Consider the following 25778-nt stretch of genomic DNA (forward strand, 5'->3'; position numbering starts at 1 on the left):
GATGACGCGGGGCCGCGAGGCGGCGGTCGCCATACCCTCCTGACATCAGTCGAGCAGGAGGTGGCCCGCAGATGAGCCGGTATGTCGTGACCGTGCCGGCCGTCGTCGACGGCGGCACCTGCGTGCGTGGCGCCGCCGACGAGCTGGCCCACGCGCGCGTCGCGCCGGTGGTGGAGCCGCTCGCCGGTGCTCTCCCCGGCAGCGTCAGCGCCGAGGTGGCATCCAGGTTGGCCGAGCTGCTGGACGGCCGGCTCGCGCTGCTGCACCAGGCCCTTGGCCTGCTCGGTGACGCCCTCGTGGGCGCGGGCGAGGCCTACGGCGCGTGCGAGGACGCGGCGACGACCGCCCTGGACGGTGCGCCATGACGACGCTGGAGCAGGTGCGGCGCTGGTCGGCGTCCGGGGTCCGCGACGTGGCCGCCTCGGTCGGCGGGCGTGCCGTGACCCTCGGCGGCGTCGCCCAGCGGCTGCCCGACGAGGTCGCCGGATGGCGCGGCGAGGCCGCCGACGCCGCGCGGTCCGGGCTCGACGGCGTCAGGGCAGGCGTGCGGGCCGAGGCGGCCGAGGTCGCGGCGGTCGCCGAGGCCCTGCAGGCGGCCGCCGGACGGCTCGACCAGCTCGTCGTCGCCCTGCGTCAGCTCGAGGAGTCGTTGCGCACCACCGGGTTCGAGCTCACCGACGACGGGCGGGTCGTCGACCTGCAGGCGTGCCTCCCGGCCGTGGACGCGGCGTGGTCGCCGGCCGAGCGGCTCGGTCTGCGGACCACGGCGGAGGGCGATGTCCAGGCACTCCTGGCGACGGCTGACGACGTCGACCACTCGCTCGCCCGGGCCCTGGCCGGCATCGGCGCCGGGGAGGTGACCTCGTCCTCGGCCGTCTGTCGACCCGGCGTGGCCACGGCCACCTCCGTGGCCGCCTCGGCCGCCTCCCGCGACGAGGACCTGCGCACCCGTGCCCACCAGGTGGTGGGGGTCGTCTCCTCGCACACCCACAAGAGGGGCCGGGGCCCGGTGAGCGAGGAGTCACGGCAGCGCTATGCCGAGGACGAGGCGTTCGCCACCGCGGCGGACGAGTACTCCGACCACGGGGACGCCGGGATGCTCGCGCGCTCCGTGCTGCTGGCGACCGGCGATCACGAGCTGGCGCAGTGGGTCTACACGCACCCCTACGAGTGGGCCCACGAGGCGGAGCCGTTCGAGTCCCCGGACGGCGCGCCATACGTGATGGACGTCCCCGTGCAGCACTCGACCCTCACGCTGTGGGCTCGCGCGGCGACCGCCGTCTCCCAGGGATATCTAGACGGGCAGCGCCCCCGGGTCGTGCGCACGCCGCGGCCCGACCCGCGGGCCGTCGAGGTCGCCCGCAACCGCGCCGCCCACGACATGTTCGGCAAGGTGACCAACCGGGTGCACGTGGAGTACGGCGCCACGGCGCAGCGGATCGCCCGGGGCCACTCCTACGACAAGCACGTGCTCGGTCTCGACAAGAAGGGCGCCAAGGTCCACACCCCCGACATGCCGGAGATCACGTCGCACGCGGAGCTCGAGGAGCGCATCTTCCGCACGATGTACACCCAGCCGCGCGTCGAGCTGGCCGGTCAGCGGGCCTACCACCTGGACCGCACCGACCAGCACATCGTGATCACCAACGAGCGCGCGTCCGACGGCGGCACGAGCTTCCGCGTCACGCAGGAGGCCCACGAGCAGCGGATGCTGGCCCAGGACGCCGCGCAGCGCGCGAGGGAGGGGCTCGATCCCACGCCGCCCCCGCGGACCGCGCCGGGCGATCTGCAGCAGGAGTATGTCGACCGAAACCCCCTCCCCGAGAAGCCCCCGACGACCTGGAGGACCGAGATGACCACGACCTTGACCACGCTCAGGGACGGCACCCAGCCGACGTGGACCTGGCCGTGGAGCTCGGAGGAGCGACGATGAAGCTGCTGGCGCAGTACCCCGACGCCGTCGCCGTGTCCTTGCACGACCTGGAGGCGGAGGTCCTGACGACTGCCGCCCGCGAGATCGAGTTCATGGCGCTGCTGGACCCGGACGCGCTCGGGGCCGTGACCCTGAGCGGGCAGGACCTGCGCGCGGACCTGGCCGACTGTCGCGCACTGTCCCCTGGCCTGGCGCCCGGCAACCCCGATCATCGTCCGCTGGAGCTGTGGGGGTTCCTGCGCTCACCGGCCCCGCAGGCGCTGGAGCCGATCGACGGACGCATCGCGGACCTCCTGCAGCGTCATACGGCCCGACTGCCGGCCGACCAGCGGCGTCTCGCGGCGGAGTCGCTCGAGCTGGGCAGCGGGCCGCTCGCTCTGCTGCTGCTCATCGACGCGCTCAGGCAGTCGGCCGCCGTCCTCGACAACGAGGAGTACGAGACCTGCCAGCTGCTCGCCCAGCGCTACCTGGCCTCGTCTCGCTACACCTCTGCGCTGCGGTCCTGCTGGGGTCGTCTCGGGCAGGGGCGCAGCGACCAGCTGCGGGCGGAGGCCGCGGCGGCCGTGCTGCCCCTGACCGGCCGGTGCCTGCTCTACCTCGACACGGTGGACGGCCGGCTGCACGTCCGCGTGCCACGCACCCGGCTCCCGGACCTGCTCGCCACCGCAGCCGTGGCCCGCGACAGCATCGATCCCCTCCAGCACCGCTTCCCGGCGCACTACCGGCGCGGGCTGGAGCAGCTGCACGCCGACATCGAGGTCGTGCTGCGCTATCTCGACGCCGGCCCGGTGCATCGGACGCTGTGGCGCTGGGGCGCCGGGAGATAGGGGCTGCTAGCCGTCCAGCTGGTCGAGGATGCAGAGCTCGTTGCCCGAGGTGTCCCGCAGGACGACCCAGTGATGCCCCTGTGCCCAGTCGTCGTCGGCGCGGGTGGCCCCGAAGGTGAGGGCGAGGTCGACGAGCTCGTCCCGCGACGGATCGTCGGCCTCGGGCCGGACGTCGAGGTGCAGCCGGTTCTGACCCTGCTTGGGCGACAGCTCTCGGCAGAGCTCGAGCAGAGGGCCTCGCAGGCTCGGGTGCCGCAGCGTGACCGGCGCGGAGCCGACGACCTGCACCCATCCGGTCAGGGCGGCATACAGCGCGGCGTCGCGCTCGGGATCGGCGCTGTCCAGCGGCAGCGCGGCGATCGGCCCGGTGTCGCGAAAGGCCTCGCGATCCTCCATCACGCAGAAGGGGTTGCCGTCGGGATCGGCGAGCACGACCCACGGCACGTCGCGCTGACCGACGTCAAGGTGCCGAGCGCCCAGGCCGAGCAGACGGTCGACCACCTCCTGCTGGCGCGCGCCGCCGGCCAGGTCGGGGTGTAGCCGAGGGGAGGGGGTCGGCGCCCGGTCGACCTGCTCGACGCTGAGGTCGAGGAACAGGTCGTCGCCGAGCACCAGCCGGCCCTCGAACCCGAAGTCCGTGGGGCCGGCGTCCACCAGCCCCAGGGCCTGGGTCCAGAAGACACCGACGCGCTCGGCGTCGCGGGCCTGCATGACCAGATTCTCGAGGCGCACGCCACCACGCTAGTCGTCGGAGTCCTTGCCGGTGGCCGGCTCGACCCCGACCTGCTGCCACGCCTGTGCGACGGCGGTGCTCTCCTCACTGTCGGCACCGTAGCGGGCGGCCGCCGCGTCGAGGGTGGCCCGCGCGAACCGGGCGAAGTCGCAGTCCTGCGGGATCCGCACGCCGTGCGCCGCCGTCAGCACGTCCCACCACACCTGTCCGGCCCGCTCCCACGCGTGCCCGCCCAGCGCAGCCGCCGCGAGGTAGAACGCGCGGTTGGGGATGCCGGAGTTGATGTGGACCCCACCGTTGTCGTTGTCGCTGTCGTGCGGCAGGTCGACGTAGTCCTCCATCGACCCCGGCTGCGGGTCCTTGCCCAGGGCGGGGTCGTCATAGGCCGTGCCGGGCGCCTTCATGGACCGCAGCGCCACCCCGTGGACCTTGGGGGTGAAGATCCCGGCCCCGATCAGCCAGTCGGCCTGGTCCGCGGTCTGCCCGAGGGAGTGCTGCTTGGTCAGCGAGCCGATGACGTCCGAGATCGACTCGTTGAGGGCGCCGGACTGCCCGACGTAGGTCAGTCCCGCCGTGAACTGCGTGATGCCGTGCGCCAGCTCGTGGCCCATGACGTCGATGGAGTCGGTGAACGACGCGAAGTAGACCCCGTCGCCGTCGCCGAACACCATCTGCTCGCCGTCCCAGAAGGCGTTGCTGTAGTCCCGGTCGTAGTGCACCGTCGCCACCAGCGTCAGCCCGCGCCCGTCGAGCGAGCCCCGGCCGTAGACGTCCGCCAGCAGGCGATAGGTCGCCCCCAGCCCGTCGTAGGCCTCGGTCACGGACTCGTCCTTGGTGGGGGGATCGTCCTCGGAGCGGACCAGCTGACCGGGCAGGGTCGTGCCGTGCCGGGCGTCGTGGAGGCGGCGGTCGGGCTTCAGCGTGGCGGGCTGCGACGGTGAGCCCGGTTGTGGCGCAGCAGGAGTCGTATGACGGGTGCGCGAGTCCCGCAGGCCGATCGCCCCCGGCAGGCGCGGCTCCGGACGGGTGGTGCGGACCTCGCGTGTGCTGCGCTTGCGCGTGTCGTGCTGCAACGTGTGCCGCGCCGCCTCGACCGCGCGCCGCTCCGGCGCGTCCTCGGCGATGTGCCGCAGCAGGTGCGGCGGGACGATGCCGCAGCAGCGCGGCAGGACGGGGGCGGGGAGCTGCGCAGGCGCGGTCGGCATACGACCAGCATGTGACTGCTGGGGCTCGACTACCTGCCGAGACCGCGCCATCAGGAGAACGCCCCGCGCCGTCTCCAGCAGGACGTCACGTGGACACGGCGTCCCAGGATGCGGGACCGCCCGGCGTGCCAGGTGGACGGGCCGGGGGCATCGCCATACGGTCAGGATCGTGCGTATGCGGAACGGGGCCGTCCACCCGGCCACCTGGAGCCTCCTCCTTCCCTGCCGCGGCGAGGCCCTCTAGAGACGGCCGCCCTCGCCGCGGAGCTCGCTCTGCTCGGCCGTCGAGCATGACAGCGACCAGCGAACTGTGAGGCACGAGAGCATGATCCACCCCCAGCAGCCCAGCCCGATGCCGGTTGGCAAGTACGTCCCCTTCCACGAGCAGATCCGCGTCGAGCTGCCCGACCGCACCTGGCCCGACAAGGTCATGCAGGCCGCCCCGCGCTGGTGCGCCGTCGACCTGCGGGACGGCAACCAGGCCCTCATCGACCCGATGAGCCCGGAGCGCAAGCTGCGCATGTTCCAGCTGCTCGTCGCCATGGGCTACAAGGAGATCGAGGTCGGCTTCCCGAGCGCCAGCCAGACCGACTACGACTTCGTCCGCCAGCTGATCGAGGGCGGTCACATCCCGGACGACGTGACGATCCAGGTCCTCACGCAGTGCCGCGACCACCTGATCGAGCGCACGTACGACGCCCTGCGGGGCGCCAAGCAGGCGATCGTCCACTTCTACAACTCCACCTCGGTGCTGCAGCGCAAGGTCGTCTTCGGCCTCGACCAGGACGGCATCGTCGACATCGCGCTGCAGGGCGCCCGCCTGTGCAAGAAGCTCGAGGAGACGCTGCCCGACACGGACATCTACTACGAGTACTCCCCGGAGTCCTACACGGGCACCGAGCTCGAGTTCGCCGCCCGCGTCTGCAACAAGGTCATCGAGGTCATCGACCCGACCCCGGACCACAAGATCATCATCAACCTGCCGGCCACGGTCGAGATGGCCACGCCCAACGTCTACGCCGACTCGATCGAGTGGATGAGCCGGCACCTGGACCGCCGCGAGTCCGTCGTGCTGTCCCTGCACCCGCACAACGACCGCGGGTCGGGCGTCGCGGCGGCCGAGCTGGGCTACCTGGCCGGGGCGGACCGCATCGAGGGCTGCCTGTTCGGCAACGGCGAGCGCACCGGCAACGTCTGCCTGGTCACGCTCGGCATGAACATGGTCAGCCAGGGCATCGACCCGCAGATCGACTTCTCCGACATGGCCGGCATCCGCTCGGTGGTCGAGCACTGCAACCAGCTGCCCGTCCACGAGCGCCACCCCTACGGCGGCGACCTCGTCTTCACGGCCTTCTCCGGGTCGCACCAGGACGCCATCAAGAAGGGCTTCGACTGGATGGACCGCGAGTCCGCGTCCTCCGGCAAGGGGATCGACGAGCTCGTGTGGGGCGTGCCCTACCTGCCGATCGACCCGCACGACATCGGCCGGTCCTACGAGGCGGTCGTCCGCGTCAACAGCCAGTCCGGCAAGGGCGGCGTCGCCTACATCCTCAAGTCCGAGCGCGGGCTGGACCTGCCGCGCCGCCTCCAGATGGAGTTCAGCGCCGTCGTGCAGGCCCGCACGGACGCGCAGGGCGGCGAGGTGTCGCCGGCGCAGCTGTGGGAGGTCTTCGAGGACGAGTACCTGCCGGCCGAGCGGCGCTGGGGCCGGTTCGCGCTCAAGGGAGTTCGCACGGACGACGAGGGCGAGGGCGGACGCGGCACGTGGTCCTTCCGGATCGACGACCGTGGGGTCGAGCAGGTCCTGACGGGCAGCGGCAACGGTCCGATCGCGGCCTTCGTCGACGCGCTGGGTGCCTATGGCGTCGACGTGCGCGTCCTCGACTACGCCGAGCACGCCATGTCGGCGGGTGGCGACGCCCGGGCGGCGTCATACGTCGAGTGTGCCGTCGGCGAGCGCGTCCTCTGGGGCATCGGCCTGCACGAGAACATCCTGCGCGCCTCGATCGAGGCCGTGGTCTCGGCGGTCAACCGCGCCGAGCGCTGACGACTCACCCCTCCCACCCACCCCCACGATCGTGAGTGTTTGGTCCAAGAGTCTTGGACCGAACACTCACGACCTGCGGTTGTGGGGGGACAGATCTGGCCTAGTTGCAGGGTTAAGGGGTCAGATCTGGCCCCGTGTTGCTAGTTTGGCTGTATGACGAGCCCGACGCCACGCCCCGTCACCCGCGCTCTGGCGAGCCTGGGGGAGTCGTTGCGCGGCTGGCGGGTGCTGCAGGGACTGACGGTGGCCCAGGTCGCCGACCGCGCAGGCATCTCGGAGCGCACCGTCAAGCGCCTCGAGGCCGGTGAGGGGGCGGCGCTGGAGCACGCCCTGCGGGTGGCCCGGGCGCTGGGTGTGCTCGACGAGATCGTGGCGTCGGTCGATCCCCTCCGCAGCGACGTGGGACGGCTGCGTGCGGAGGAGCTCCTGCCGCGGCGGGTGCGACGCCGGGCCGGAGCGGGGGAGCCGTGATCACCGTCGAGGTGTGGCTCGACCCCGACGTGCGGGTGGGGACCATGCACGTGCACCAGGGGCGCGGGGCCGAGTCCCTCACCTTCACCTACGACCCGGGCTACCTCGCGCGCGAGGGCGCCTATGCGCTCGAGCCCGGTCTGCCGCTGCGATCCGGTGGGTTCCACAGTGCGGGGCGGTTGTTCGGCGCCTTCGCGGACAGCGCGCCCGACCGGTGGGGGCGGACGCTGGTGCGGCGCACCCTCGCCGAGGCGGCTCGCGAGGCTGGCGAGACGCCCCGTCAGCCAGGGGAGTCCGACTTCCTGCTCGGCGTGCGCGACGACCTGCGGCAGGGCGCGCTCCGCTACCGCCTGCCGACGGACCCGCCGGGCAGCTTCCGGGCGGGGGCGCAGGACGGCGGGCCCGTCCTCACCGAGCTCGGCACCCTGCTGTCGCTGGCGGACAAGGTGCTGTCCGACGAGGCCGACCTGGGGGAGCTGCGGCGGCTCGTCGGTGCCGGGTCGTCCCTCGGCGGGGCACGCCCCAAGGCTCACGTGCGCCTGCCCGGAGGGGCGGTCGGCATCGCCAAGTTCCCCGCGGACCGGCACGACGACTGGAACGTCATGGCCTGGGAGAAGGTCGCGCTCGACCTGGCCGCCGCGGCGCAGGTCGTCGTGCCGCCGTCACGGCTCGTGGCGGTGGGCGGCCGCGACGTGCTGGTCGTGGAGCGCTTCGACCGGCGGGGCGCCGACCGTCTCGGCTACGTCAGCGCCATGACGATGCTCGAGGCCACCGACGGCGACCGCGCGACCTACCTGGACATCGCCGAGGTGGTCGAGCAGGTCTCGCCCCGGGCGCGCGAGGACCTGCACCAGCTCTGGCGACGCGTCGTCCTCGGCGCCCTGATCAACAACACGGACGACCACCTGCGCAACCACGGCTTCCTGCGCGAGGGCGACGGGTGGGTGCTCTCGCCGGCCTTCGACCTCAACCCGACGCCCTTCGCCGGCCCCTTCGCCACGGACGTCGCCGACCCGGGCGACGGAGGGTCGATCGAGGCGGCGCTGGACGTCGCGGAGTACTTCCGCCTCGGGGCGGCCGACGCCGCGCGGATCCTGGACGAGGTCCGGGCCGCCGCGAGCGGGTGGGACCGCGCAGCGGCGTCATACGGCATCGGCGAGCGCGAGCGAGCCCGCATGGCAACGGCGTTCACCTCGCCCGACCAACGATGATCGTGGGGGTTTCGTCCAAGGACGTTGGACGAAACCCCCACGATGTCGGTGGAGTGGGGGGAGGGTCAGCGGACGCCGCGGGGGCGGAACTGGATCGAGATGCGGGGGCCGGTGGCGGAGGTCGACTTCGGTATGGCGTGCTCCCACGTCCGCTGGCACGAACCACCCATGACGACGAGGTCGCCGTGACCGAGGGAGAACCGGTGCGCGGTGGGGCCACCCCCGCGGGGCCGCAGGGCCAGCGTGCGTGCCGCCCCCACCGAGACGATGGCGACGATCGTGTCGTGAGTGGAGCCGCGACCGATCGTGTCTCCGTGCCAGGCGACCGAGTCGGCGCCGTCGCGATAGAGGCAGAGCCCCGCGCTGGTCAGGGGCTCGCCGAGCTCGGGCAGGTAGTGCGCCGACAGTCGGTCCCGGAGGTCGTCGAGCAGGGGGTCGGGCAGCGTCTCGCGCGAGCCGTAGTACTTGGTGAGGCGCGGGACCGCGACGACGTTGTCGTACATCTGGCGCTCCTCCGCGTGCCACGGCACGACCTCGACGAGGCGGTCGAAGAGCTGGTCTGAGCCCTGCAGCCAACCGGGCAAGTGATCGACCCAGGCGCCCCGCGTCAGCTCCGTGCGCTGCATCCCGTCGAGGGGACCCGGCGCACACTCCTCCGCCAGGTCGAAGATGGAGCCCTGCAGTCCGATCATGCGTTCGATCATAGCGCCGAAAACTCCCTCGGCGCCGTCTCTTCGCGTCGCTACGGTGGCCGCATGGAGCTGCTCACCCCCACCCTGCGCACCGATCGCCTGCTGCTGCGCCCGTTCGCGGCGTCCGATGCCGACGACCTGACGGCCCTGATGAGCGACGCGAGGGTGCTGGAGTACTGGGACTCACCGCCCTGGACCGATCCCGCCCGCGCCGGGGTCTTCCTCGAGCGCTGCCGCACCATGGCCGAGCAGGGCAGCGGCATCCGGGTGGCGGTCGAGCGTCTCGAGGACGGGGCCTTCCTCGGGTGGTGCCTCTTCGTCGACTGGGACGACACCTTCCGCAGCGCCCGGCTCGGATACTGCTTGACCCAGACGTCCTGGGGCCACGGCTACGCCACCGAGGCCTCCCGCGCCGTGCTGACCTGGGCGTTCGACGCGCTGCCGCTCAACCGGGTGCAGGCCGAGTGCGACACCCGCAACCCCGCGTCCGGTCGCGTGCTGGAGAAGCTGGGCTTCGTCCTGGAGGGGACGCTGCGACAGGACTGCATCGTCGACGGCGTGGTCTCGGACTCGTGGGTGTACGGCCTGCTCGCCGAGGACTGGCCCGTGCGTCGCTGACCGGTCGCCGGCCTGAACGCACCGGGAGGGTGTCCGGGTGGGTGTCGGGGAGTGACCTGCGGGCGGGAGCAGGGATGATGGGGGTGATGGCGCTCTATCGGGATCAGGCGGTGGTCCTGCGCACCCACAAGCTGGGTGAGGCGGACCGCATCGTCACCATGCTCTCGCGGCGCCACGGCAAGATCCGCGGTGTGGCCAAGGGCGTGCGCCGCACCAAGTCCCGCTTCGGGGCCCGGCTCGAGCCGTTCATGGTCGTGGACGTCCAGCTCTACCAAGGGCGTTCGCTCGACACCGTGACCCAGGTCGAGACGCTGGGTGCCTACGGCGACACGATCATGCGCGACTACGGCGCCTACACCGCGGCCAGCGCGATGGTCGAGACCGCCGACCAGCTCACGGTCGAGCACGAGCCCAACGCCCAGCAGTTCATGCTCCTGGCCGGCGCGCTGCGCAGCCTCGCGGTGCACGAGCACGACAGCGGCCTGGTCCTGGACGCCTATCTCCTGCGCGCGGTCGCCACGGCCGGCTGGGCGCCGAGCTTCGACGAGTGCGCGCGGTGCGGTGCGCCGGGCCCGCACCGTGGCTTCAACCTCGCCTCCGGCGGTGCCGTATGCCGAGACTGCCGCACCCCGGGGTCCGCCGCACCCAGCCCCGCCACGATGATCCTGCTGTCGGCGCTGCTGTCGGGCGACTGGGAGACCGCCGACTCGAGCGACGTGCGGCACCGGCGCGAGGGGGCAGGGCTGGTCGCGGCCTTCGTGCAGTGGCACCTCGAGCGCGGGGTCCGGTCGCTGCGGCTGGTCGAGCGCACGTGACCAGCGCATCCAGGAGGTCGATCCGAGCTATCAGAAGGAGCAGGTCGTGGCGCTGAGGTCCCGTCGAGCCGAGCCCCGTCGAGCGGAGGCGTGGAAGGGTCAGGTCCGGCCGCCGTTCCCGCACCCCTCCGGCGCCCGGCCGCCCGGCATACCGCGCGAGCTCGTCCCCAACCACCTGGCCGTCGTCATGGACGGCAACGGTCGCTGGGCCAACCAGCGGGGCCTGCCGCGCACCCAGGGTCACGAGGCGGGGGAGGCTAGCCTGCTCGACGTGGTCGCGGGGGCCATCGAGATGGGGATCCCCAACCTGTCGGCCTATGCCTTCTCCACCGAGAACTGGCGCCGCAGCCCGGACGAGGTGCGCTTCCTCATGGGCTTCAACCGCGACGTGATCCACCGCCGCCGCGACCAGCTGGCCGAGTGGGGCGTGCGGATGCGCTGGGTCGGCCGTCGGCCGCGCCTGTGGTCCAGCGTCATCAAGGAGCTCGAGCACGCCCAGGACCTGACCCGCGACAACGACGTCCTGACGCTGTACTTCTGCGTGAACTACGGCGGTCGCGCCGAGATCGCCGACAGCGTGCGGCGCATCGCCGAGGAGGTCGCGGCCGGCCGGCTGTCGCCGCGCGGCATCGACGAGCGGACGATCGCGCGCCACCTGGACTACCCGGACATGCCCGACGTCGACCTGTTCCTGCGGTCCTCGGGGGAGCAGCGCACGAGCAACTTCCTGCTGTGGCAGAGCGCGTATGCCGAGATGGTGTTCCTCGACACGCTGTGGCCCGACTTCGACCGGCGGGACCTGTGGCGCGCCGTGCAGATCTATGCCGAGCGGGACCGGCGCTACGGCGGTGCGGTGGACAAGCCGGGTGAGGACGCCGCTCGCTGAGGTGGCACGGCACCGGCGGCGAGCTCGTCTCGTGCTGCAGCGCGAGACAGGTGCGGCAGCGCGAGACGCCGGGCCGCGGCATACGAGCAATTGTGCATAGCCATGCAGCCGCCCGTATGATGACCGTATGCCCAAGGTTCTCACCTCCCTCCCCATCGGCCGGCGCGTCGGCCTGGCGTTCTCCGGCGGCCTCGACACCTCTGTGGCGGTCGCGTGGATGCGAGAGAAGGGCGCCGTGCCCTTCACCTACACGGCCGACATCGGCCAGCCCGACGAGCCCGACATCGACGGCGTCCCCGGCCGCGCGATGGAGTACGGCGCCGAGGCCGCCCGCCTCGTCGACTGCCGACCCCAGCTCGTCGAGGAGGGCCTGGCCGCGCTGACCTGCGGGGCGTTCCACATCCGCACGGGCGGTCGCTACTACTTCAACACCACGCCGCTCGGCCGCGCCGTCACCGGGACGCTGCTCGTGCGCGCCATGCTGGAGGACGACGTCCACGTCTGGGGCGACGGCTCGACCTTCAAGGGCAACGACATCGAGCGGTTCTACCGCTACGGCCTGCTCGCCAACCCGGGGCTCAAGATCTACAAGCCCTGGCTGGACGCGGACTTCGTCGACGAGCTCGGCGGGCGCAAGGAGATGTCCGAGTGGCTCTCCACGCGTGACCTGCCCTACCGCGACGCGACGGAGAAGGCCTACTCCACCGACGCCAACATCTGGGGGGCCACCCACGAGGCCAAGACCCTCGAGCACCTCGACACCGGCCTGGAGTCGGTCGAGCCGATCATGGGCGTGAAGTTCTGGGACCCCTCGGTCGAGATCGAGACCGAGGACGTCACGATCCGCTTCGAGTCCGGCCGGCCGGTCGCCATCAACGGCGAGGGCTTCGCGAGCGACGTGGGGCTGGTCCTCGAGGCCAACCGCATCGGTGGACGCCACGGCCTCGGCATGTCCGACCAGATCGAGAACCGCATCATCGAGGCCAAGTCGCGCGGCATCTACGAGGCGCCGGGCATGGCGCTGCTCTACGTCGCCTACGAGCGGCTGCTCAACGCGATCCACAACGAGGACACCCTCGAGACCTACCACGAGATGGGGCGCAAGCTCGGTCGCCTGATGTACGAGGGCCGCTGGCTCGACCCGCAGTCGCTCATGATCCGGGAGTCCGTGCAGCGCTGGGTCGGCTCCGCCGTGACCGGCGAGGTGACGCTGCGCCTGCGCCGTGGCGAGGACTACTCGATCCTCGACACGCAGGGCCCCGGCTTCAGCTATCACCCGGACAAGCTGTCGATGGAGCGCACCGAGGGCGCGGCCTTCGGTCCCGTGGACCGCATCGGCCAGCTGACCATGCGCAACCTGGACATCGCCGACTCCCGCGCCCGGCTCGAGCAGTATGCCGGGATGGGGCTGCTCGGCGTCGCTCAGGGCAGGCTGATGGGAGAGCTCGAACCCGGTGGGGCCGACCGCATCTCGCGCGACCGCCGCTACCTGGAGGCGGACGAGGACGTGGAGAGCCTGGACCACGCCGCGATCGAGTTCGGTGTGGACTGACGACGAAGGCGTGAGGACCCGACCGAGGGACGAGGGAGGCCCGGAGCGTCGAGGAGTCGGTCCCGAGGGTGTGGACTGACGACGAGGCTCGTCCACGCCAGCTGCCTCGGCGGGACGTTCCGGTGCCCGTGGCGGCGGCTGGTGTCCGTGGCGAGCTGCAGCACGCCACGGGGGCTGGTGGGTGCCGCGGCGGATGGCCGGGCCGACGGGGGACGGTCGCCGAGACGGGGGACGGCCGTATGCCGGGGCCCGGGAGGCGGTGGGCGCTGCGGCATACGGCCGGATGCGCACGCGCCTGCACCGGCATCGAGCATCCGGATGAGAAGGTTGGCGGGTGATCGAGTACAAGACGCCGGCCGAGGTCCAGGCGATGCGCCCGGCGGGGGAGTTCGTCGCCCGGGTGCTCGCGACGCTGCGCCGCGAGGTCGGCGTGGGGACGGACCTGCTGGACGTCGACGCGCGGGCGCACGAGCTCATCCGGGAGCGCGGGGCGACGAGCTGCTACCTCGACTACCACCCGAGCTTCGGCGACTCGCCGTTCGGGCACGTGATCTGCACGAGCGTCAACGACGCTGTGCTGCACGGACTTCCGCACCGCTATCGGTTGCGTGACGGGGACCTCGTGACCCTGGACTTCGCCGCGTCGGTGGACGGGTGGGTGGCCGACAGCGCCATCAGCTTCATCGTGGGCGAGGCCGCGCCGGCCGACCTGGAGCTCATCGACACCTGCGAGCGGGCGCTGACCGCGGCCATCGACACGGCGCGCGTGGGCCAGCGGCTCGGCGACGTCAGCGCGGCCATCGGGGAGGTGGCGGCGGAGGCGGGCTACGGGGTCAACACGCAGTTCGGCGGTCACGGCGTCGGTCGCACCATGCACGGCGAGCCGCACATCCCCAACGACGGGCGTGCTGGACGCGGTCTCGGGCTGCGTCCCGGCCTCGTCATCGCGATCGAGCCCTGGCTCATGGCCACCACGGACGAGCTCGCCAAGGACCGCGACGGGTGGACGCTGCGCAGCGCCGACGGCTCCCGCACCGCGCACGTCGAGCACACGATCGCCGTCACCGAGGACGGGCCGCTCGTCCTGACGGACCGTCGGAGCCTGGCCTGACCCCGCTGCACCACCGGCCTCGGACCTCGGACCTCAGGCCCTCGGACCTCAGGCCCTCGGACCTCAGGCCGCGGACCTCGGACCTCGGACGTCAGGCCGCGGCCTGACGCTGGCGGCGACCGTATGACGCCCCCGCGCCACCGCTCGGCGACCCACCGTGGGGGCGCGCGGGCGGCATACGGCCGACGTCCCTAGTCTCGGGGTGACCGACACGAGAGGGGCAGGGCGATGAGCGACGGCAGGGCGTTCCAGGACGGCTATCCCGAGGACGTGGCGCACTGCTACGGCTGCGGGCGGCTCAACGAGACGGGGATCCGGCTGCGCAGCTACTGGGACGGCGAGGAGACGGTGGCGCGCTACACGCCGCGGCCGGAGCACACGGCGATCCCGGGCTATGTCTACGGCGGGCTGGTGGCGTCGCTGATCGACTGCCACGGGACGGGCTCGGCGGCGGCCGCGGGGTCGCGGGCGGCGGGGCTGGACCCGGCGACGGAGCCGCTGCTGCGCTATGTCACGGCGAGCCTGCAGGTGGACTACCTCGCGCCGACGCCGATGGGGGTCGAGCTGGAGGTGCGGGGCGTGATCGAGCAGGTCAAGGGGCGCAAGGTCGTCGTCAAGGAGACCGTGTCGGCGGGGGAGACGGTCGTGGCTCGTGGGCGGGTCGTGGCGGTGCAGATGCCGCAGTCGATGGCGCCCGTCTAGGAGCCGGTCAGGACCCGCCGCCGGTAAAGGCATCAGCCTGGGGGACGAAGGCCGGTCGATGCCCCGGCCCCCGGCGGGTCAGCGGGGGAGCAGGCGGACGAGGACCAGGGCCGCCCCGAGCAGGGCGGCCGCGATGCGGATCAGCTTGGCGTTGGTCGAGGCGTAGGGCCACGCGAGGTAGAGGAGCCAGGCGACGAAGGCCACGGCGAGGCCGAGCAGCACCCAGCCGACCGGTCCGCCGACGATCGCGGCGATCACCAGCAGCGCGACCCAGACCACGGTGGTGGCCCAGCCGGGGAGCCGCGACAGGGCGGCGGCGGCGGGGGTGCTGGCGCGTTCGACGGACTGGCGCAGGGGGGTGGTCTCAGGCACCGCACCACCCTACCGACTAGATTTCGGTCCATGCCCCAGCATCGCTCGACCATCGACGACGTCCTGTCGCTGTGCAAGCGCCGGGGCTTCGCCTACCCCTCCGGCGAGATCTACGGCGGGACCGGCGCCTGGGACTACGGCCCCCTCGGGGTCGCCCTCAAGGAGGCGATCCAGCGTCAGTGGTGGCGGGCGATGGTGCAGCTGCGCGAGGACGTCGTGGGGCTGGACTCCTCGGTCGTGCTGCCCGCGGCCGTATGGCGCGCCTCCGGGCACGTGGACGCCTACACGGCACCGGTGCTGGAGTGCGAGCGCTGCCACGACGTGGCGGCGGTGCCGGAGCTGCGCCAGGCGGCCGGCGAGGAGGGGCTGCGCCTGGACGCGATCCCGTGCCGCGCCTGCGGCGCCATGGGCTCGTGGGTCGAGGCGTCCCCGGTGACGCGGCTGGTGTCGACCCGGCTCGGGGCCGGTGCGGCCGGGGGAGAGGCGCACTACCTGCGGCCGGAGCTGGCGCAGGGCGCCTTCCTCAACTTCGCCAACGTCGTGACCACCTCCCGGCGTCGGCTGCCGTTCGGGATCGCCCAGGCGGGCAAGGCCTTCCGCAACGAGCTGTCGCCCGGGGCGTTCCCGTTCCGCACGCACGAGTTCGAGCGGCTGGAGCTGGCCTACTTCGTGGAGCCGGGCGCGGCGGCCGGGTGGCACGACTACTGGGTGGAGCAGCGGCGCGAGTGGTACGTCCGCCTCGGGGTGGACCCGGCCCGCCTGCGCCGGACCGAGCGGCCCGCGGACGACCTCGCCCACTTCGCCACGCGGGGCACGACCCTGGAGTACCACTACGGCGACCCCGAGGCCGAGTGGGGCGAGCTCGAGCGGATCGCGGACCGGTCCGACGACGACCTCGCCCGGCACTCGCACGCGTCGGGCGCGGACCTGCGCTACTACGACCAGCGGACCGGTGAGCGCTACATCCCGCACGTGGTCGAGCCGGTCGCCGGCCTGACCCGCGCGTTCATGGCCTTCCTCGTCGACGCCTACGCCGAGGACGAGGCACCGACCACCAAGGGCGGGGTCGAGCAGCGGGTCGTGCTGCGGCTGCACCCCCTCCTGGCGCCGGTCAAGGTCGCCGTCCTGCCGCTGTCGCGCCACGCGGACCTGTCCCCGCTCGCCGCGGACCTGGCCGACCGCCTGCGTCGCCACTGGATGGTCGAGACCGACGACGCGCAGGCCATCGGGCGGCGCTACCGCCGCCAGGACGAGATCGGCACCCCCTACTGCGTCACCGTCGACTTCCACACGATCGGCGACCGGTCCGTGACGGTCCGGGACCGCGACACGATGCGGCAGGAGCGCGTGGGTCTGGACGCGCTCGAGGGCTACCTGGCCGAGCGCCTCGTCGGCTGCTGAGGCCCTCGTCCGAGGTCGTTGAAACTGGCCATATCGGCTAATTCGTCCGTATTCACCACCTGACCCGGGCAGCTGTGCCATCGTTGATCCATGGCCCGACAGCTACGAGCACTGCACGACGCGGAGATGATCTCCACGTCGGCCGAGGCGCGCGCCGCTGCGCTGCAGTACGTCCGCGTCGTCACTGGTTCCGCCCGCCCCCGGCCGGAGCATCGCGAGGTCTTCGAGGAGACCGTCCTCCAGGTGGCCGTCGCCACCCAGGCGCTCATCGACCGCATGGAGTCGGCAGCCGAGGTCGAGCGTTCCCGCCCCCGGCGCGACGAGCGTCAGTCGTTCGACGCCGCCGGCTGACCGCACCACCGCCACCACGGAGCAGCAGGCCCGCTCGACGATCACGTCGGGCGGGCCTTCCCGTCATACGGGAATGGATCCCCGGGGTCGCCTGTTAGAGTGGTTGAACATTCAACCAACAGCGTGGAGGAAGACCCCATGCAGTTCGGCATCTTCTCGGTCGGCGACGTCACCACGGACCCGACCACCGGTCGCACCCCGACCGAGCACGAGCGCATCACGGCCATGACGCAGATCGCCCTCAAGGCCGAGGAGGTCGGCCTGGACGTCTTCGCGACCGGCGAGCACCACAACCCGCCGTTCGTGCCGTCCTCCCCCACCACCCACCTGGGCTACCTCGCCGCCAAGACCGAGCGTCTGCTGCTGAGCACCGCGACCACCCTGATCACGACCAACGACCCGGTCAAGATCGCCGAGGACTACGCGATGCTGCAGCACCTGTCGGGCGGTCGCGTCGACCTGATGATGGGCCGCGGCAACACCGGCCCCGTCTACCCGTGGTTCGGCAAGGACATCCGCCAGGGCATCCCGCTCGCGGTCGAGAACTACCACCTCCTGCGGCGGCTGTGGCGCGAGTCCGTCGTCGACTGGGAGGGTCGGTTCCGCACCCCGCTGCACGGCTACACCTCGACCCCCGCGCCCCTGGACGGCACCCCACCGTTCGTGTGGCACGGCTCGATCCGCAGCGCCGAGATCGCCGAGCAGGCGGCCTACTACGGCGACGGCTTCTTCCACAACCACATCTTCTGGGGCCCGGAGCACACCCGGCAGATGGTCTCGCTCTACCGCCAGCGGTTCGAGCACTACGGCCACGGGTCCGCGGACCAGGCGATCGTCGGGCTCGGCGGTCAGGCCTTCATGGCCGAGACCGAGGCGGAGGCCAAGCGTCGCTTCCGCCCCTACTTCGACGTCGCCCCCGTCTACGGCCACGGCCCGTCGCTGGAGGAGTTCACCACCGCGACCCCGCTGACCGTCGGCACGCCCGAGATGGTCATCGAGCGGACCCTCGCCTCGGCGGACTACGCCGGTGACTACCAGCGCCAGCTGTTCCTCATGGACCACGCCGGCCTGCCCCTCGACGTGGTGCTCGAGCAGATCGAGATCCTCGGCCGCGAGGTCGTCCCGACCCTGCGCACCGAGTTCGAGCGTCGTCGTCCGGCCCACGTTCCGAGCGACCCGCCCACCCACGCCTCGCTCGTGGCCGCCGGCCCCGAGTCACCGCACCACCTCGTCACGCCGACCGCCTCCCTCGCGTCGGCGGCCACCACGGAGGAGACCGTATGACGCGCCGCATCGTCGCCGTCACCGCCGGGCTCTCGCAGCCCTCGTCCACCCGCCTGCTCACCGACCAGCTCACCGCCGCCGTCACCGCCCAGGTGACGGCGCGCGGGGAGGCCGCCTCCGTCGAGGTGATCGAGGTGCGCGAGCTCGCGACCGACCTGGCGCAGCTGATGACCTCGGGCCTGGCCACGCCGCGGATGGACGAGGCGCGCGAGCTCGTCTCGTCGGCCGACGGCCTCGTGCTCGTGACCCCGGTGTTCAACGGGAGCTATGCCGGCCTGTTCAAGCTGTTCGTCGACGCCCTGTCGCCGGACTCGCTGACCGGGATGCCCGTGATCGTCGCGGCCACCGCCGGCACCGCCCGCCACTCGCTGGTCCTGGACTTCGCGATGCGGCCGCTGCTGACCTACCTGCGCGCCGTCGTCGTGCCCACCGGGGTCTTCGCCGCGACCGAGGACTTCGGCGGCGCCGAGGCCGGGTCGGGGCTGGCCTCCCGGGTGCGCCGCGCGGCGTCCGAGCTGGCCGCGCTGGTCGTGGCCGAGACCGGGGCCGTGGCGGGGTTCGCCGAGGGCTCGGCCGACCGGGACCGGTCGGACCGTGCCGCCCGCTCCTCCGGCGTCGGGCTCGCGCCGGTGACCCCCTTCGAGCAGCTGCTGGCGGGGCACACGGGCTAGGGTTCGGCCCATGGCTCACCCCCTCGCCCCCTGGTTGCGTCACGTCGTGCTGCCGGGGGCGGCGATCAGCGTCGGCATCGCCGCCCTCGGGCGCGTCATCGAGGGGCCGCTGCAGGGCTGGCCGGCCGAGGACGAGCTCAACCGCTGGTGCGTGCGTCACCGCACTCCCCTCGGCAACGCCCTCACCTGGGTGCCGTCCACGTATGCCGACACGCCCGCCACCATCGTCATGTCGCTGGTGTACGGCGGGTGGCTGTGGCGCGAGACCCGCAGCGTGCGCGAGACCGTCGCGCCGCTCGCCGCCATCACGATCGAGACGGTGTGCTTCATGAGCGCCGCTCGGGTGGTCGGGCGCGAGCGTCCCGACGTGCCCTGGCTCGACAAGCCCGCCCACACCTCGAGCTTCCCCTCGGGGCACACCGGCGCCACGACCGCGATGAGCCTCACCGTCGCGCACGCCATCGCCCGCCGGGACGTGCCCGGCTCGCGCGGTCTCGCGCGGGCCATCCGGTGGGGTGTCCCGGTGAGCGTCGCCGCGTCTCGCGTCTATCGCGGGATGCACCACCCCTCGGACGTCGTCGTGGGGTCGCTGCTGGGCGCGTGGACGGCGGGCGCCGTGCGGCGGGCCCTCGGCATACCGACGCTGTAGCCCTCTCCGGGCCACTGCCCGGCTGTCCAGACAGGAGGTCGCCGCCCGAGGCGCGTGGGCCGACGGGCGTGAGTCGTCTGCTCGTTGAGAGGCGACAGATGGGGGTTATGGAGGTCGGTTGACCCCCATCTGTCGCCTCTCAACGATGGGGCGGCGGGGCTGGTGGGGGTGATGCGGCGGGCGCTCGGCATACCGTCCCGTGTTGGCACCCGACAACGGCACCCGGCGCGGCCTGAGACAATCGACGGGATATGACTGCTGTCCTCCCGCCCCTCGTCATCGGCCGCCACACCTATGAGTCGCCCGTCGTGCTCGCCCCCATGGCCGGCATCACCAACCGTGCCTTCCGCCGCCTGTGCCGCGAGCACGGGGCCGCCGGGCTTGCGGCGGCGGGCACGCCCGGCGCCAAGCAGCTCTTCGTCTCCGAGATGATCACCACGCGCGCCCTGGTCGAGCGCGTCCCCTTGACGATGAAGCTCATCGAGATGGACGAGGACGAGTCTCCCCGGGGGATCCAGCTGTATGGCGTCGACCCGGTCACCGTCGGGCAGGCGGCCCGCATCATCGCGACCGAGGACCGCGCCGACCACATCGACATGAACTTCGGCTGCCCCGTGCCCAAGGTCACGCGCAAGGGCGGCGGCTCGGCGCTGCCGTGGAAGACGGAGTGGTTCCGCGCCATCGTCCGGGCCGCCGTGCGCGAGGCCGCACCGTACGACATCCCGGTGACGGTCAAGATGCGTGTGGGGATCGACGCCGACCACGTCACCTACCTGGAGGCCGGCCGGATCGCCGAGCAGGAGGGTGCCTCCGCCGTCGCGCTGCACGGCCGCACCGCCAACCAGCACTACTCGGGGCAGGCGGACTGGTCCACGATCGCCCGGCTCAAGGAGGCCGTGACGACGATCCCCGTGCTCGGTAACGGCGACATCTGGTCCGCCGAGGACGCGGTGCGGATGGTGCGCGAGACGGGGTGCGACGGGGTCGTGGTGGGGCGCGGCTGCCTGGGGCGGCCGTGGCTGTTCGCGGACCTCGCGGCAGCCTTCGCCGGCGTGACCTATCGCGCGCGGCCGAACCTCGGCGAGGTGGGGGACACCATGCGCCGGCACGCGGCCTACCTCGCCGACTTCTACGAGGACGAGGGCAAGGCCTGCCGCGACATCCGCAAGCACATCGCGTGGTACCTCAAGGGATTTCCCGCCGGCCACGACGTCCGCAACCGCCTGGCCCTGGTGGACTCCCTGGCCGCGCTGGACGAGCTGATCTTGACGCTGGACCCGTCGGTGCCCTGGCCGGACGAGGCCGCCGAGGGACCACGGGGGCGGGCGGGGTCGCCCAAGGCCGTGGCCCTGCCCGACGGGTGGCTGGACTCGCCGCAGATCGACGAGCGCCAGCAGCGGCTCATCGCCGAGGCCGAGCTGAGCGTCAGCGGCGGCTGATCATCGGGGGCGGGGGCGGGGGCTGCGGCATACGGCCTGGACCGCTCAGGCGCCGGTCTCGACCGGCCGGCTCGGGTCGGCGATGTAGTCGCTCCACGACCCCGCATAGACGGCCAGGTCGTCGCTGATGCCGACCGCCGCCGCGGCCAGGGCGACGTGGCAGGCCTGCACCCCGGACCCGCAGTAGACGCCGACGGTGCTGCCGTCGTGGACGTCGCGCCGGTGGAACCTGGCGAGCAGCTCGTCGCGCGGCAGGAAGCGCCCCTCGTCATCGACCAGCTCGAGCGCGGGCAGGGAGACGGCACCGGGGACGTGCCCGGCGACGGGGTCGACGGTCTCGTCCTCGCCCTTGAACCGGTTGGCCGGCCGGGCGTCGAGCAGCGTGCTGCTCTCGGCGTAGCGCAGCGCCTGGTCCGCGTCCAGCACGGTCAGGGCACCGGGCCCCACCTCGACGTCGCCTGGCTCGGGCGTGACCTCGCCGGTCTCCACGGGCAGGTCCGCGGCCTGCCACGCGCCCCAGCCTCCGTCGAGGACGCTGACCTCGGCGTGGCCGGCGTGCCGCAGGAGCCACCAGGCCCGGGACGCGGCGATCGAGCGCCAGTCGTCGTAGACCACGACCGGGCGGTCCCTGCGCACACCGGCGGCACGCAGCCCGGCCTGCAGCTGCTCGGGCCGGGGGAGCGGGTGCCGGCCACCGGCGCCGTCCGGGCGGATGTCGGCCAGGACGGTGTCCAGGTCCACGTAGGCCGCCCCCGGCACGTGGCCGGCGGCGTGCTGCTCGCGCCCGTCGGATCGACCCATGGCGTAGCGGACGTCCAGGACGACGGGCCGATGCTCGACGGGGGCACGCAACGCCTCGCCGAGCTCGTGGACCGAGATCAGGGGCAGACGGGACAACGGCGTCGTGGTCATGGCGCCAAGCCTAGGCCTCGGGCCGCGTGGAGGGGTCTGTCGGTGGGGCGCCCTAGAGTGCTGGCTCAGAGGTGAGGAGGGGTTGATTGAGATGACGCAGCAGGGACATCCGGCCTACGAGGGGTATGCCGCGGCCGACCGTGATCGGTGGGTGGGCGAGGACCCGGCGCAGAAGTCGGGGGACCGGGACGACTTCGCGCGGGACCGGGCCCGGCTGGTGCACTCGGCGTCGCTGCGGCGGTTGTCGGCCAAGACGCAGGTCGTGCGTCCGGGGTCGAGCGACTTCGTCCGCAACCGGCTGACCCACTCCCTCGAGGTCGCCCAGATCGGGCGCGAGCTCGGCGGCGCGCTGGGGTGCAACGCCGACGTGGTCGACACCGCATGCCTGGCCCACGACCTGGGCCATCCGCCGTTCGGCCACAACGGCGAGCAGGCGCTCGACGAGATCGCCCAGGACATCGGGGGATTCGAGGGAAACGCCCAGACCTTCAGGCTCCTGGTGCGACTGGAGGCCAAGCGGTTCCACCCCGGCACCGACCGCTCGGCGGGGCTCAACCTGACGCGGGCCAGCCTGGACGCCTCGTGCAAGTACCCCTGGGGACGTGGCCAGGGACCGACCGTGACCCGCAAGTTCGGGGTCTACGACGACGACCTCGAGGCCTTCGACTGGGTGCGCGAAGGGTCGCCGACGAGCCATCGGTGCATCGAGGCGCAGACGATGGACTGGTCGGACGACGTCGCCTACTCCGTGCACGACGTCGAGGACGCCATAGCCTCCGGGGGCCTCGACGTGCGCGAGCTCCACCGCGGGGCGGCGGTGGAGCACGTCCTGCCGATCGCCCGGGACCGCTACGCCCGCGACGTCGAGATCGGGTCGCTGGAGGAGGCCTACTGGCGCCTGGTCGTGCCCCACCTGGTGCCGGTGACCTTCGACGGCGGGTCGCGCCGTGACCTCGCGCGGCTCAAGGACCTGACCTCTCGCCTGGTGGGGCGGTTCGCCGGGGCCGCCGAGCGCGCGACGCGGGAGCGCTACGGTCACGGACCGCTCACCCGGTATGCCGCCAACCTGGTCGTGCCCGAGGACGTGCGCGCCGAGGTCGCCGTCCTCAAGGCCATCGCGGCGCACTACGTCATGCAGACCCGCGAGCGCGTGGACCTCATGGCGCAGGAGCGCATCGTCGTGGCGGGGCTGGTCGAGGGCTTCCTCGCGGACCCCGAGGCCCGGCTCGACCGCGAGCTGCTCGCGGACCACCGGGCCGCCGAGACCGACGGGGAGCGGCTGCGGGTCGTGGTGGACCAGGTCGCCAGCCTCACCGACGCCCGTGCCCTCGCCCTGCACCAGGCCTGGCGCGGGTGAGGGTGCCTCGTGCGCTCCGGCATACGGCCTAGACTCGACCCGACGACGACGGGGAGGTGCAGGTGGCGCTGATCAAGCCCGAGGACATCGCGCAGGTCAAGGAGCGCACCTCGATCGAGGACGTCGTCCGCGAGCACGTCACCCTCCGCAGCGCCGGGCCGGGCAGCCTCAAGGGGTTGTGCCCCTTCCACGACGAGAAGACGCCGTCGTTCACCGTGCGTCCGGCCGTCGGGGCCTACCACTGCTTCGGCTGCGGCGAGGGCGGCGACGTCATCCGCTTCGTGCAGGAGGTCGACCACCTCAGCTTCGTCGAGGCGGTCGAGCGGCTGGCGGCGAGGGCCGGCGTGGAGCTGCGCTACGAGGACGGCGAGGCGCCGCAGCGCGAGCCCGCCGGCAAGCGGCAGCGGCTGGTCGAGGCCCACCGCGTCGCGTCGGAGTTCTACGCCGAGGCGCTGCTGGCCATGCCCGAGGCGCGCGCAGGGCGAGACTTCCTTCGCGCCAAGGGTTTCAGCGGCAAGGACTGCGCGGTCTTCGGCGTCGGCTACGCGCCGCGAGGTGGCGAGCTGATCACCGACCACCTGCGCTCCAAGGGCTTCACGGACGACGAGATCGTCACGTCGGGCCTGTCGGCCCAGGGGCGGCGCGGACCCTACGACCGGTTCCGGGGTCGCGTGGTCTGGCCGATCCGCGACGTCACCGGCGACACCGTCGGCTTCGGCGCGCGGCGCATCTTCGACGACGACCGGATCGAGGCCAAGTACCTCAATACGTCCGAGACGCCGATCTACAAGAAGACCTCCGTGCTCTACGGCCTGGACCTGGCCAAGCGCGCCATGGCCCGGGACCGGCAGGCGGTGATCGTCGAGGGCTACACCGACGTGATGGCCTGCCACCTCGCCGGGGTCGAGCAAGCGGTCGCGACCTGCGGCACGTCCTTCGGCGTCGACCACATCAAGACGCTGCGGCGGATCCTGCGCGACGAGGCGGGACAGTCTCCGGCCAAGGTCATCTTCACCTTCGACGGTGACGCCGCCGGGCAGAAGGCCGCCATGCGGGCCTTCGCGGAGGACCAGCGGTGGGCGTCGCAGAGCTTCGTGGCGGTCGCGGACGCCGGGCAGGACCCCAACGAGCTGAGGCAGTCCGGCGGCGACGACGCCGTGCGCCACCTCGTCGAGGACGCCGTCCCGATGTTCGAGTTCGCCGTCCGCACCACCATCGGCCGGTTCGACCTGGAGACGGCCGAGGGCCGGGTCATGGCGATCCGGTCGGTCGCGCCGATCATCGCCGGGATCCGCGACCAGGGCCTGCGCCCGGAGTACATCCGGACCGTCGCGGGCTGGCTCGGCGTGACGGTGGAGCAGGTCGCCCACGAGGTCACCACCGCAGGTCAGGCTGCCACCCGGGTGCCGGTCTCCCCACCCGCGCACGCCCAGGCCCCAGAGGCGACGCAAGACCCCCGCAGCACGGCCCTGCCGAGGCCGGACCTGCGCGACCCCGTCGTCTTCGCCGAGCACCAGCTCCTGCAGTGCCTGCTGCAGTACCCCTCGTTGTTCGACCCCGAGGAGGTCGACGGCCTCGCGCCCGAGGCGATGGTCGCACCCGCCTACCAGCTCGTGCTGCAGGCGGTGCACGAGGCCGGGGGACTGTCGACCGCCGTCGCCGTGTCCGGCCAGGCCTGGACCACCGCCGTCACCGAGCACGCCGACGAGGAGGTTCGGCCGCTGCTGCACGAGCTCGCCGTCGCGCCCGTGCCCACCCGGCTCGACGCGTCCACCGGCATCCCCAGCCGGCGCTACACCGACGAGCTGATCCGTCGGGTGCGCGAGGTGACGCTCCGCCGGCGCATCGCTGACGCGATCAGTGCGCTGCAGCGCATGGACCCCGCCCAGCCCGGGGAGTCCCGTGCCCTCGGCATCCGCATCCAGGGGCTCCAGCGCGAGCTCGCCGTCCTCCGATCGGAGATGTCCTGATGGTGTCCTGGCCCAGGCGCGCCACGCAGCACCCCAAGCCGACGCTGTCGCGCACCGAGCTCGATCGGCTCGGCCTCACCAGGCAGGACCGGGTGCTCGCCGTGCTGGAGTCGCCCTCGTCCGAGCTGCGCCTCGTCATCACCCAGCACCAGCTGGTGCTGCTCCCGGACGCCGGGACACCGGTGGCCCGCCCCTGGCACCTCGTGGACCGGGGCTCGTGGTCCCGCGAGGACGAGGCGCTCACGGTCACGTGGGTCGACGGGCCCGAGCCCTGGCGGTTCGTGCTGCCGCAGCCCGACCCCACCGCTCTCGCGGCCCTGCGGGAGCGGGTCCAGGCCAGCGTCATCACCCACCACGACGTCAAGGTCGCCCACGGGCGGGGGAGCGTGCGGGTGGTCGTCCGGCAGGAGCTCGCGACCCGTGAGGTGCTGGTGCAGACGCTCTACGGCCAGGGCGTGCCGGCTGGTGATCCGGTCGTGCAGCGCGCCGTGGCGGCCGCCATCGCGGAGCTGCGCGACGCCGTGGGGCTGCCGCCAGAGGCGTGAGGGCTGCCGGCGGAGGAGTAGGGG

The 25778-nt window shown here is 72.6% G+C and carries 26 protein-coding genes; 21 read left to right on the forward strand and 5 right to left on the reverse strand.

What is annotated here, in order from left to right:
• Positions 1–71 precede the first annotated feature (71 nt).
• The 3 genes from B4E97_RS14585 to B4E97_RS14595 are packed head-to-tail and all read left to right on the forward strand — an operon-like array spanning position 72 to position 2760.
• Positions 72–365, forward strand: coding sequence for a hypothetical protein (locus B4E97_RS14585; RefSeq protein WP_029212402.1), 294 nt, complete (start codon positions 72–74; stop codon positions 363–365).
• On the forward strand, positions 362–1933 hold the full coding sequence (locus B4E97_RS14590) for a hypothetical protein (protein ID WP_286960422.1): 1572 nt from the start codon (positions 362–364) through the stop codon (positions 1931–1933). The genes B4E97_RS14585 and B4E97_RS14590 overlap by 4 nt, the downstream gene beginning before the upstream one ends.
• Positions 1930–2760: a hypothetical protein gene (locus tag B4E97_RS14595; protein ID WP_286960424.1), complete on the forward strand. Its 831-nt coding sequence runs from the start codon at positions 1930–1932 to the stop codon at positions 2758–2760. The genes B4E97_RS14590 and B4E97_RS14595 overlap by 4 nt, the downstream gene beginning before the upstream one ends.
• Before the next feature lie 6 nt (positions 2761–2766).
• Here the strand turns inward: B4E97_RS14595 and B4E97_RS14600 are convergent, their stop codons facing one another.
• Both B4E97_RS14600 and B4E97_RS14605 read right to left on the reverse strand, forming a co-directional pair.
• Positions 2767–3492 carry a VOC family protein gene (locus B4E97_RS14600; protein WP_286960427.1) on the reverse strand — a complete coding sequence of 242 codons (726 nt, stop codon included), beginning with the start codon at positions 3490–3492 and terminating at the stop codon, positions 2767–2769.
• Between the two features lie 9 nt (positions 3493–3501).
• Positions 3502–4698 carry a M4 family metallopeptidase gene (locus B4E97_RS14605; protein WP_286960429.1) on the reverse strand — a complete coding sequence of 399 codons (1197 nt, stop codon included), beginning with the start codon at positions 4696–4698 and terminating at the stop codon, positions 3502–3504.
• 325 nt (positions 4699–5023) lie between these two features.
• Between B4E97_RS14605 and leuA the strand changes: the two genes are divergently transcribed.
• From leuA to B4E97_RS14620, 3 genes are all read left to right on the forward strand, one after another.
• Entirely contained in the window at positions 5024–6745 is a 1722-nt protein-coding gene (gene leuA, locus B4E97_RS14610) for a 2-isopropylmalate synthase (RefSeq protein WP_286960431.1), read from the forward strand.
• Positions 6746–6898: 153 nt separating this feature from the next.
• Positions 6899–7216 (forward strand): helix-turn-helix transcriptional regulator, encoded by a 318-nt coding sequence (locus B4E97_RS14615; RefSeq protein ID WP_286960433.1) that lies wholly within the window; start codon positions 6899–6901, stop codon positions 7214–7216.
• Positions 7213–8427, forward strand: coding sequence for a type II toxin-antitoxin system HipA family toxin (locus B4E97_RS14620; protein WP_286960435.1), 1215 nt, complete (start codon positions 7213–7215; stop codon positions 8425–8427). The genes B4E97_RS14615 and B4E97_RS14620 overlap by 4 nt, the downstream gene beginning before the upstream one ends.
• A gap of 65 nt (positions 8428–8492) precedes the next feature.
• Here B4E97_RS14620 and B4E97_RS14625 read toward each other — a convergent pair whose 3' ends face one another.
• Positions 8493–9119 (reverse strand): alpha-ketoglutarate-dependent dioxygenase AlkB, encoded by a 627-nt coding sequence (locus B4E97_RS14625; protein ID WP_286960438.1) that lies wholly within the window; start codon positions 9117–9119, stop codon positions 8493–8495.
• Positions 9120–9182: 63 nt separating this feature from the next.
• On the opposite strand from B4E97_RS14625, the gene B4E97_RS14630 reads away from it, so the two are divergent.
• The 6 genes from B4E97_RS14630 (at position 9183) to B4E97_RS14655 (ending at position 14803) form a co-directional block, all read left to right on the forward strand.
• Positions 9183–9737, forward strand: a complete 555-nt coding sequence (locus B4E97_RS14630) for a GNAT family N-acetyltransferase (RefSeq protein ID WP_019284637.1) — start codon at positions 9183–9185, stop codon at positions 9735–9737.
• Positions 9738–9823: 86 nt separating this feature from the next.
• A complete protein-coding gene (gene recO / locus B4E97_RS14635) occupies positions 9824–10552 on the forward strand; it encodes a DNA repair protein RecO (protein ID WP_286960441.1) in 729 nt (242 codons plus the stop codon).
• Between the two features lie 52 nt (positions 10553–10604).
• On the forward strand, positions 10605–11438 hold the full coding sequence (locus B4E97_RS14640) for an isoprenyl transferase (RefSeq protein WP_286960595.1): 834 nt from the start codon (positions 10605–10607) through the stop codon (positions 11436–11438).
• A gap of 127 nt (positions 11439–11565) precedes the next feature.
• Positions 11566–12990: an argininosuccinate synthase gene (gene argG / locus B4E97_RS14645; protein ID WP_286960443.1), complete on the forward strand. Its 1425-nt coding sequence runs from the start codon at positions 11566–11568 to the stop codon at positions 12988–12990.
• A 334-nt stretch (positions 12991–13324) separates the two neighbouring features.
• Positions 13325–14101 carry a type I methionyl aminopeptidase gene (gene map / locus B4E97_RS14650; protein WP_286960445.1) on the forward strand — a complete coding sequence of 259 codons (777 nt, stop codon included), beginning with the start codon at positions 13325–13327 and terminating at the stop codon, positions 14099–14101.
• A 228-nt stretch (positions 14102–14329) separates the two neighbouring features.
• Entirely contained in the window at positions 14330–14803 is a 474-nt protein-coding gene (locus B4E97_RS14655; RefSeq protein WP_286960446.1) for a PaaI family thioesterase, read from the forward strand.
• 78 nt (positions 14804–14881) lie between these two features.
• Here the strand turns inward: B4E97_RS14655 and B4E97_RS14660 are convergent, their stop codons facing one another.
• On the reverse strand, positions 14882–15175 hold the full coding sequence (locus tag B4E97_RS14660; protein ID WP_286960448.1) for a DUF6703 family protein: 294 nt from the start codon (positions 15173–15175) through the stop codon (positions 14882–14884).
• A gap of 30 nt (positions 15176–15205) precedes the next feature.
• Between B4E97_RS14660 and B4E97_RS14665 the strand changes: the two genes are divergently transcribed.
• From B4E97_RS14665 to dusB, 6 genes are all read left to right on the forward strand, one after another.
• Positions 15206–16576 (forward strand): glycine--tRNA ligase, encoded by a 1371-nt coding sequence (locus tag B4E97_RS14665; RefSeq protein ID WP_286960450.1) that lies wholly within the window; start codon positions 15206–15208, stop codon positions 16574–16576.
• A gap of 90 nt (positions 16577–16666) precedes the next feature.
• Entirely contained in the window at positions 16667–16927 is a 261-nt protein-coding gene (locus tag B4E97_RS14670) for a DUF2277 family protein (protein WP_286960452.1), read from the forward strand.
• 138 nt (positions 16928–17065) lie between these two features.
• The gene (locus B4E97_RS14675) at positions 17066–18211 is read left to right on the forward strand and encodes an LLM class flavin-dependent oxidoreductase (RefSeq protein WP_029212421.1); all 1146 of its coding nucleotides are present in this window, start codon (positions 17066–17068) and stop codon (positions 18209–18211) included.
• Positions 18208–18882, forward strand: coding sequence for a CE1759 family FMN reductase (locus B4E97_RS14680; protein ID WP_239266119.1), 675 nt, complete (start codon positions 18208–18210; stop codon positions 18880–18882). The genes B4E97_RS14675 and B4E97_RS14680 overlap by 4 nt, the downstream gene beginning before the upstream one ends.
• A 10-nt stretch (positions 18883–18892) precedes the next feature.
• Positions 18893–19531: a phosphatase PAP2 family protein gene (locus B4E97_RS14685; RefSeq protein WP_286960454.1), complete on the forward strand. Its 639-nt coding sequence runs from the start codon at positions 18893–18895 to the stop codon at positions 19529–19531.
• A gap of 251 nt (positions 19532–19782) precedes the next feature.
• The gene (gene dusB / locus B4E97_RS14690) at positions 19783–20970 is read left to right on the forward strand and encodes a tRNA dihydrouridine synthase DusB (RefSeq protein ID WP_286960456.1); all 1188 of its coding nucleotides are present in this window, start codon (positions 19783–19785) and stop codon (positions 20968–20970) included.
• Positions 20971–21015: 45 nt separating this feature from the next.
• On the opposite strand, the gene B4E97_RS14695 is transcribed toward dusB, so the two are convergent.
• The gene (locus B4E97_RS14695; RefSeq protein WP_286960458.1) at positions 21016–21882 is read right to left on the reverse strand and encodes a sulfurtransferase; all 867 of its coding nucleotides are present in this window, start codon (positions 21880–21882) and stop codon (positions 21016–21018) included.
• Between the two features lie 91 nt (positions 21883–21973).
• Here B4E97_RS14695 and B4E97_RS14700 point away from each other — a divergent pair, with 91 nt between their 5' ends.
• From B4E97_RS14700 to B4E97_RS14710, 3 genes are all read left to right on the forward strand, one after another.
• A complete protein-coding gene (locus B4E97_RS14700; RefSeq protein WP_286960459.1) occupies positions 21974–23239 on the forward strand; it encodes a deoxyguanosinetriphosphate triphosphohydrolase in 1266 nt (421 codons plus the stop codon).
• 62 nt (positions 23240–23301) lie between these two features.
• Positions 23302–25209 (forward strand): DNA primase, encoded by a 1908-nt coding sequence (gene dnaG, locus B4E97_RS14705; protein WP_286960461.1) that lies wholly within the window; start codon positions 23302–23304, stop codon positions 25207–25209.
• Positions 25209–25754, forward strand: coding sequence for a hypothetical protein (locus B4E97_RS14710; RefSeq protein WP_286960462.1), 546 nt, complete (start codon positions 25209–25211; stop codon positions 25752–25754). The genes dnaG and B4E97_RS14710 overlap by 1 nt, the downstream gene beginning before the upstream one ends.
• The last annotated feature ends 24 nt before the right edge of the window (positions 25755–25778 follow it).

The organism is Arsenicicoccus sp. UBA7492, assembly GCF_002479615.1.
Taxonomy (GTDB): Bacteria; Actinomycetota; Actinomycetes; order Actinomycetales; family Dermatophilaceae; genus Arsenicicoccus; species Arsenicicoccus bolidensis.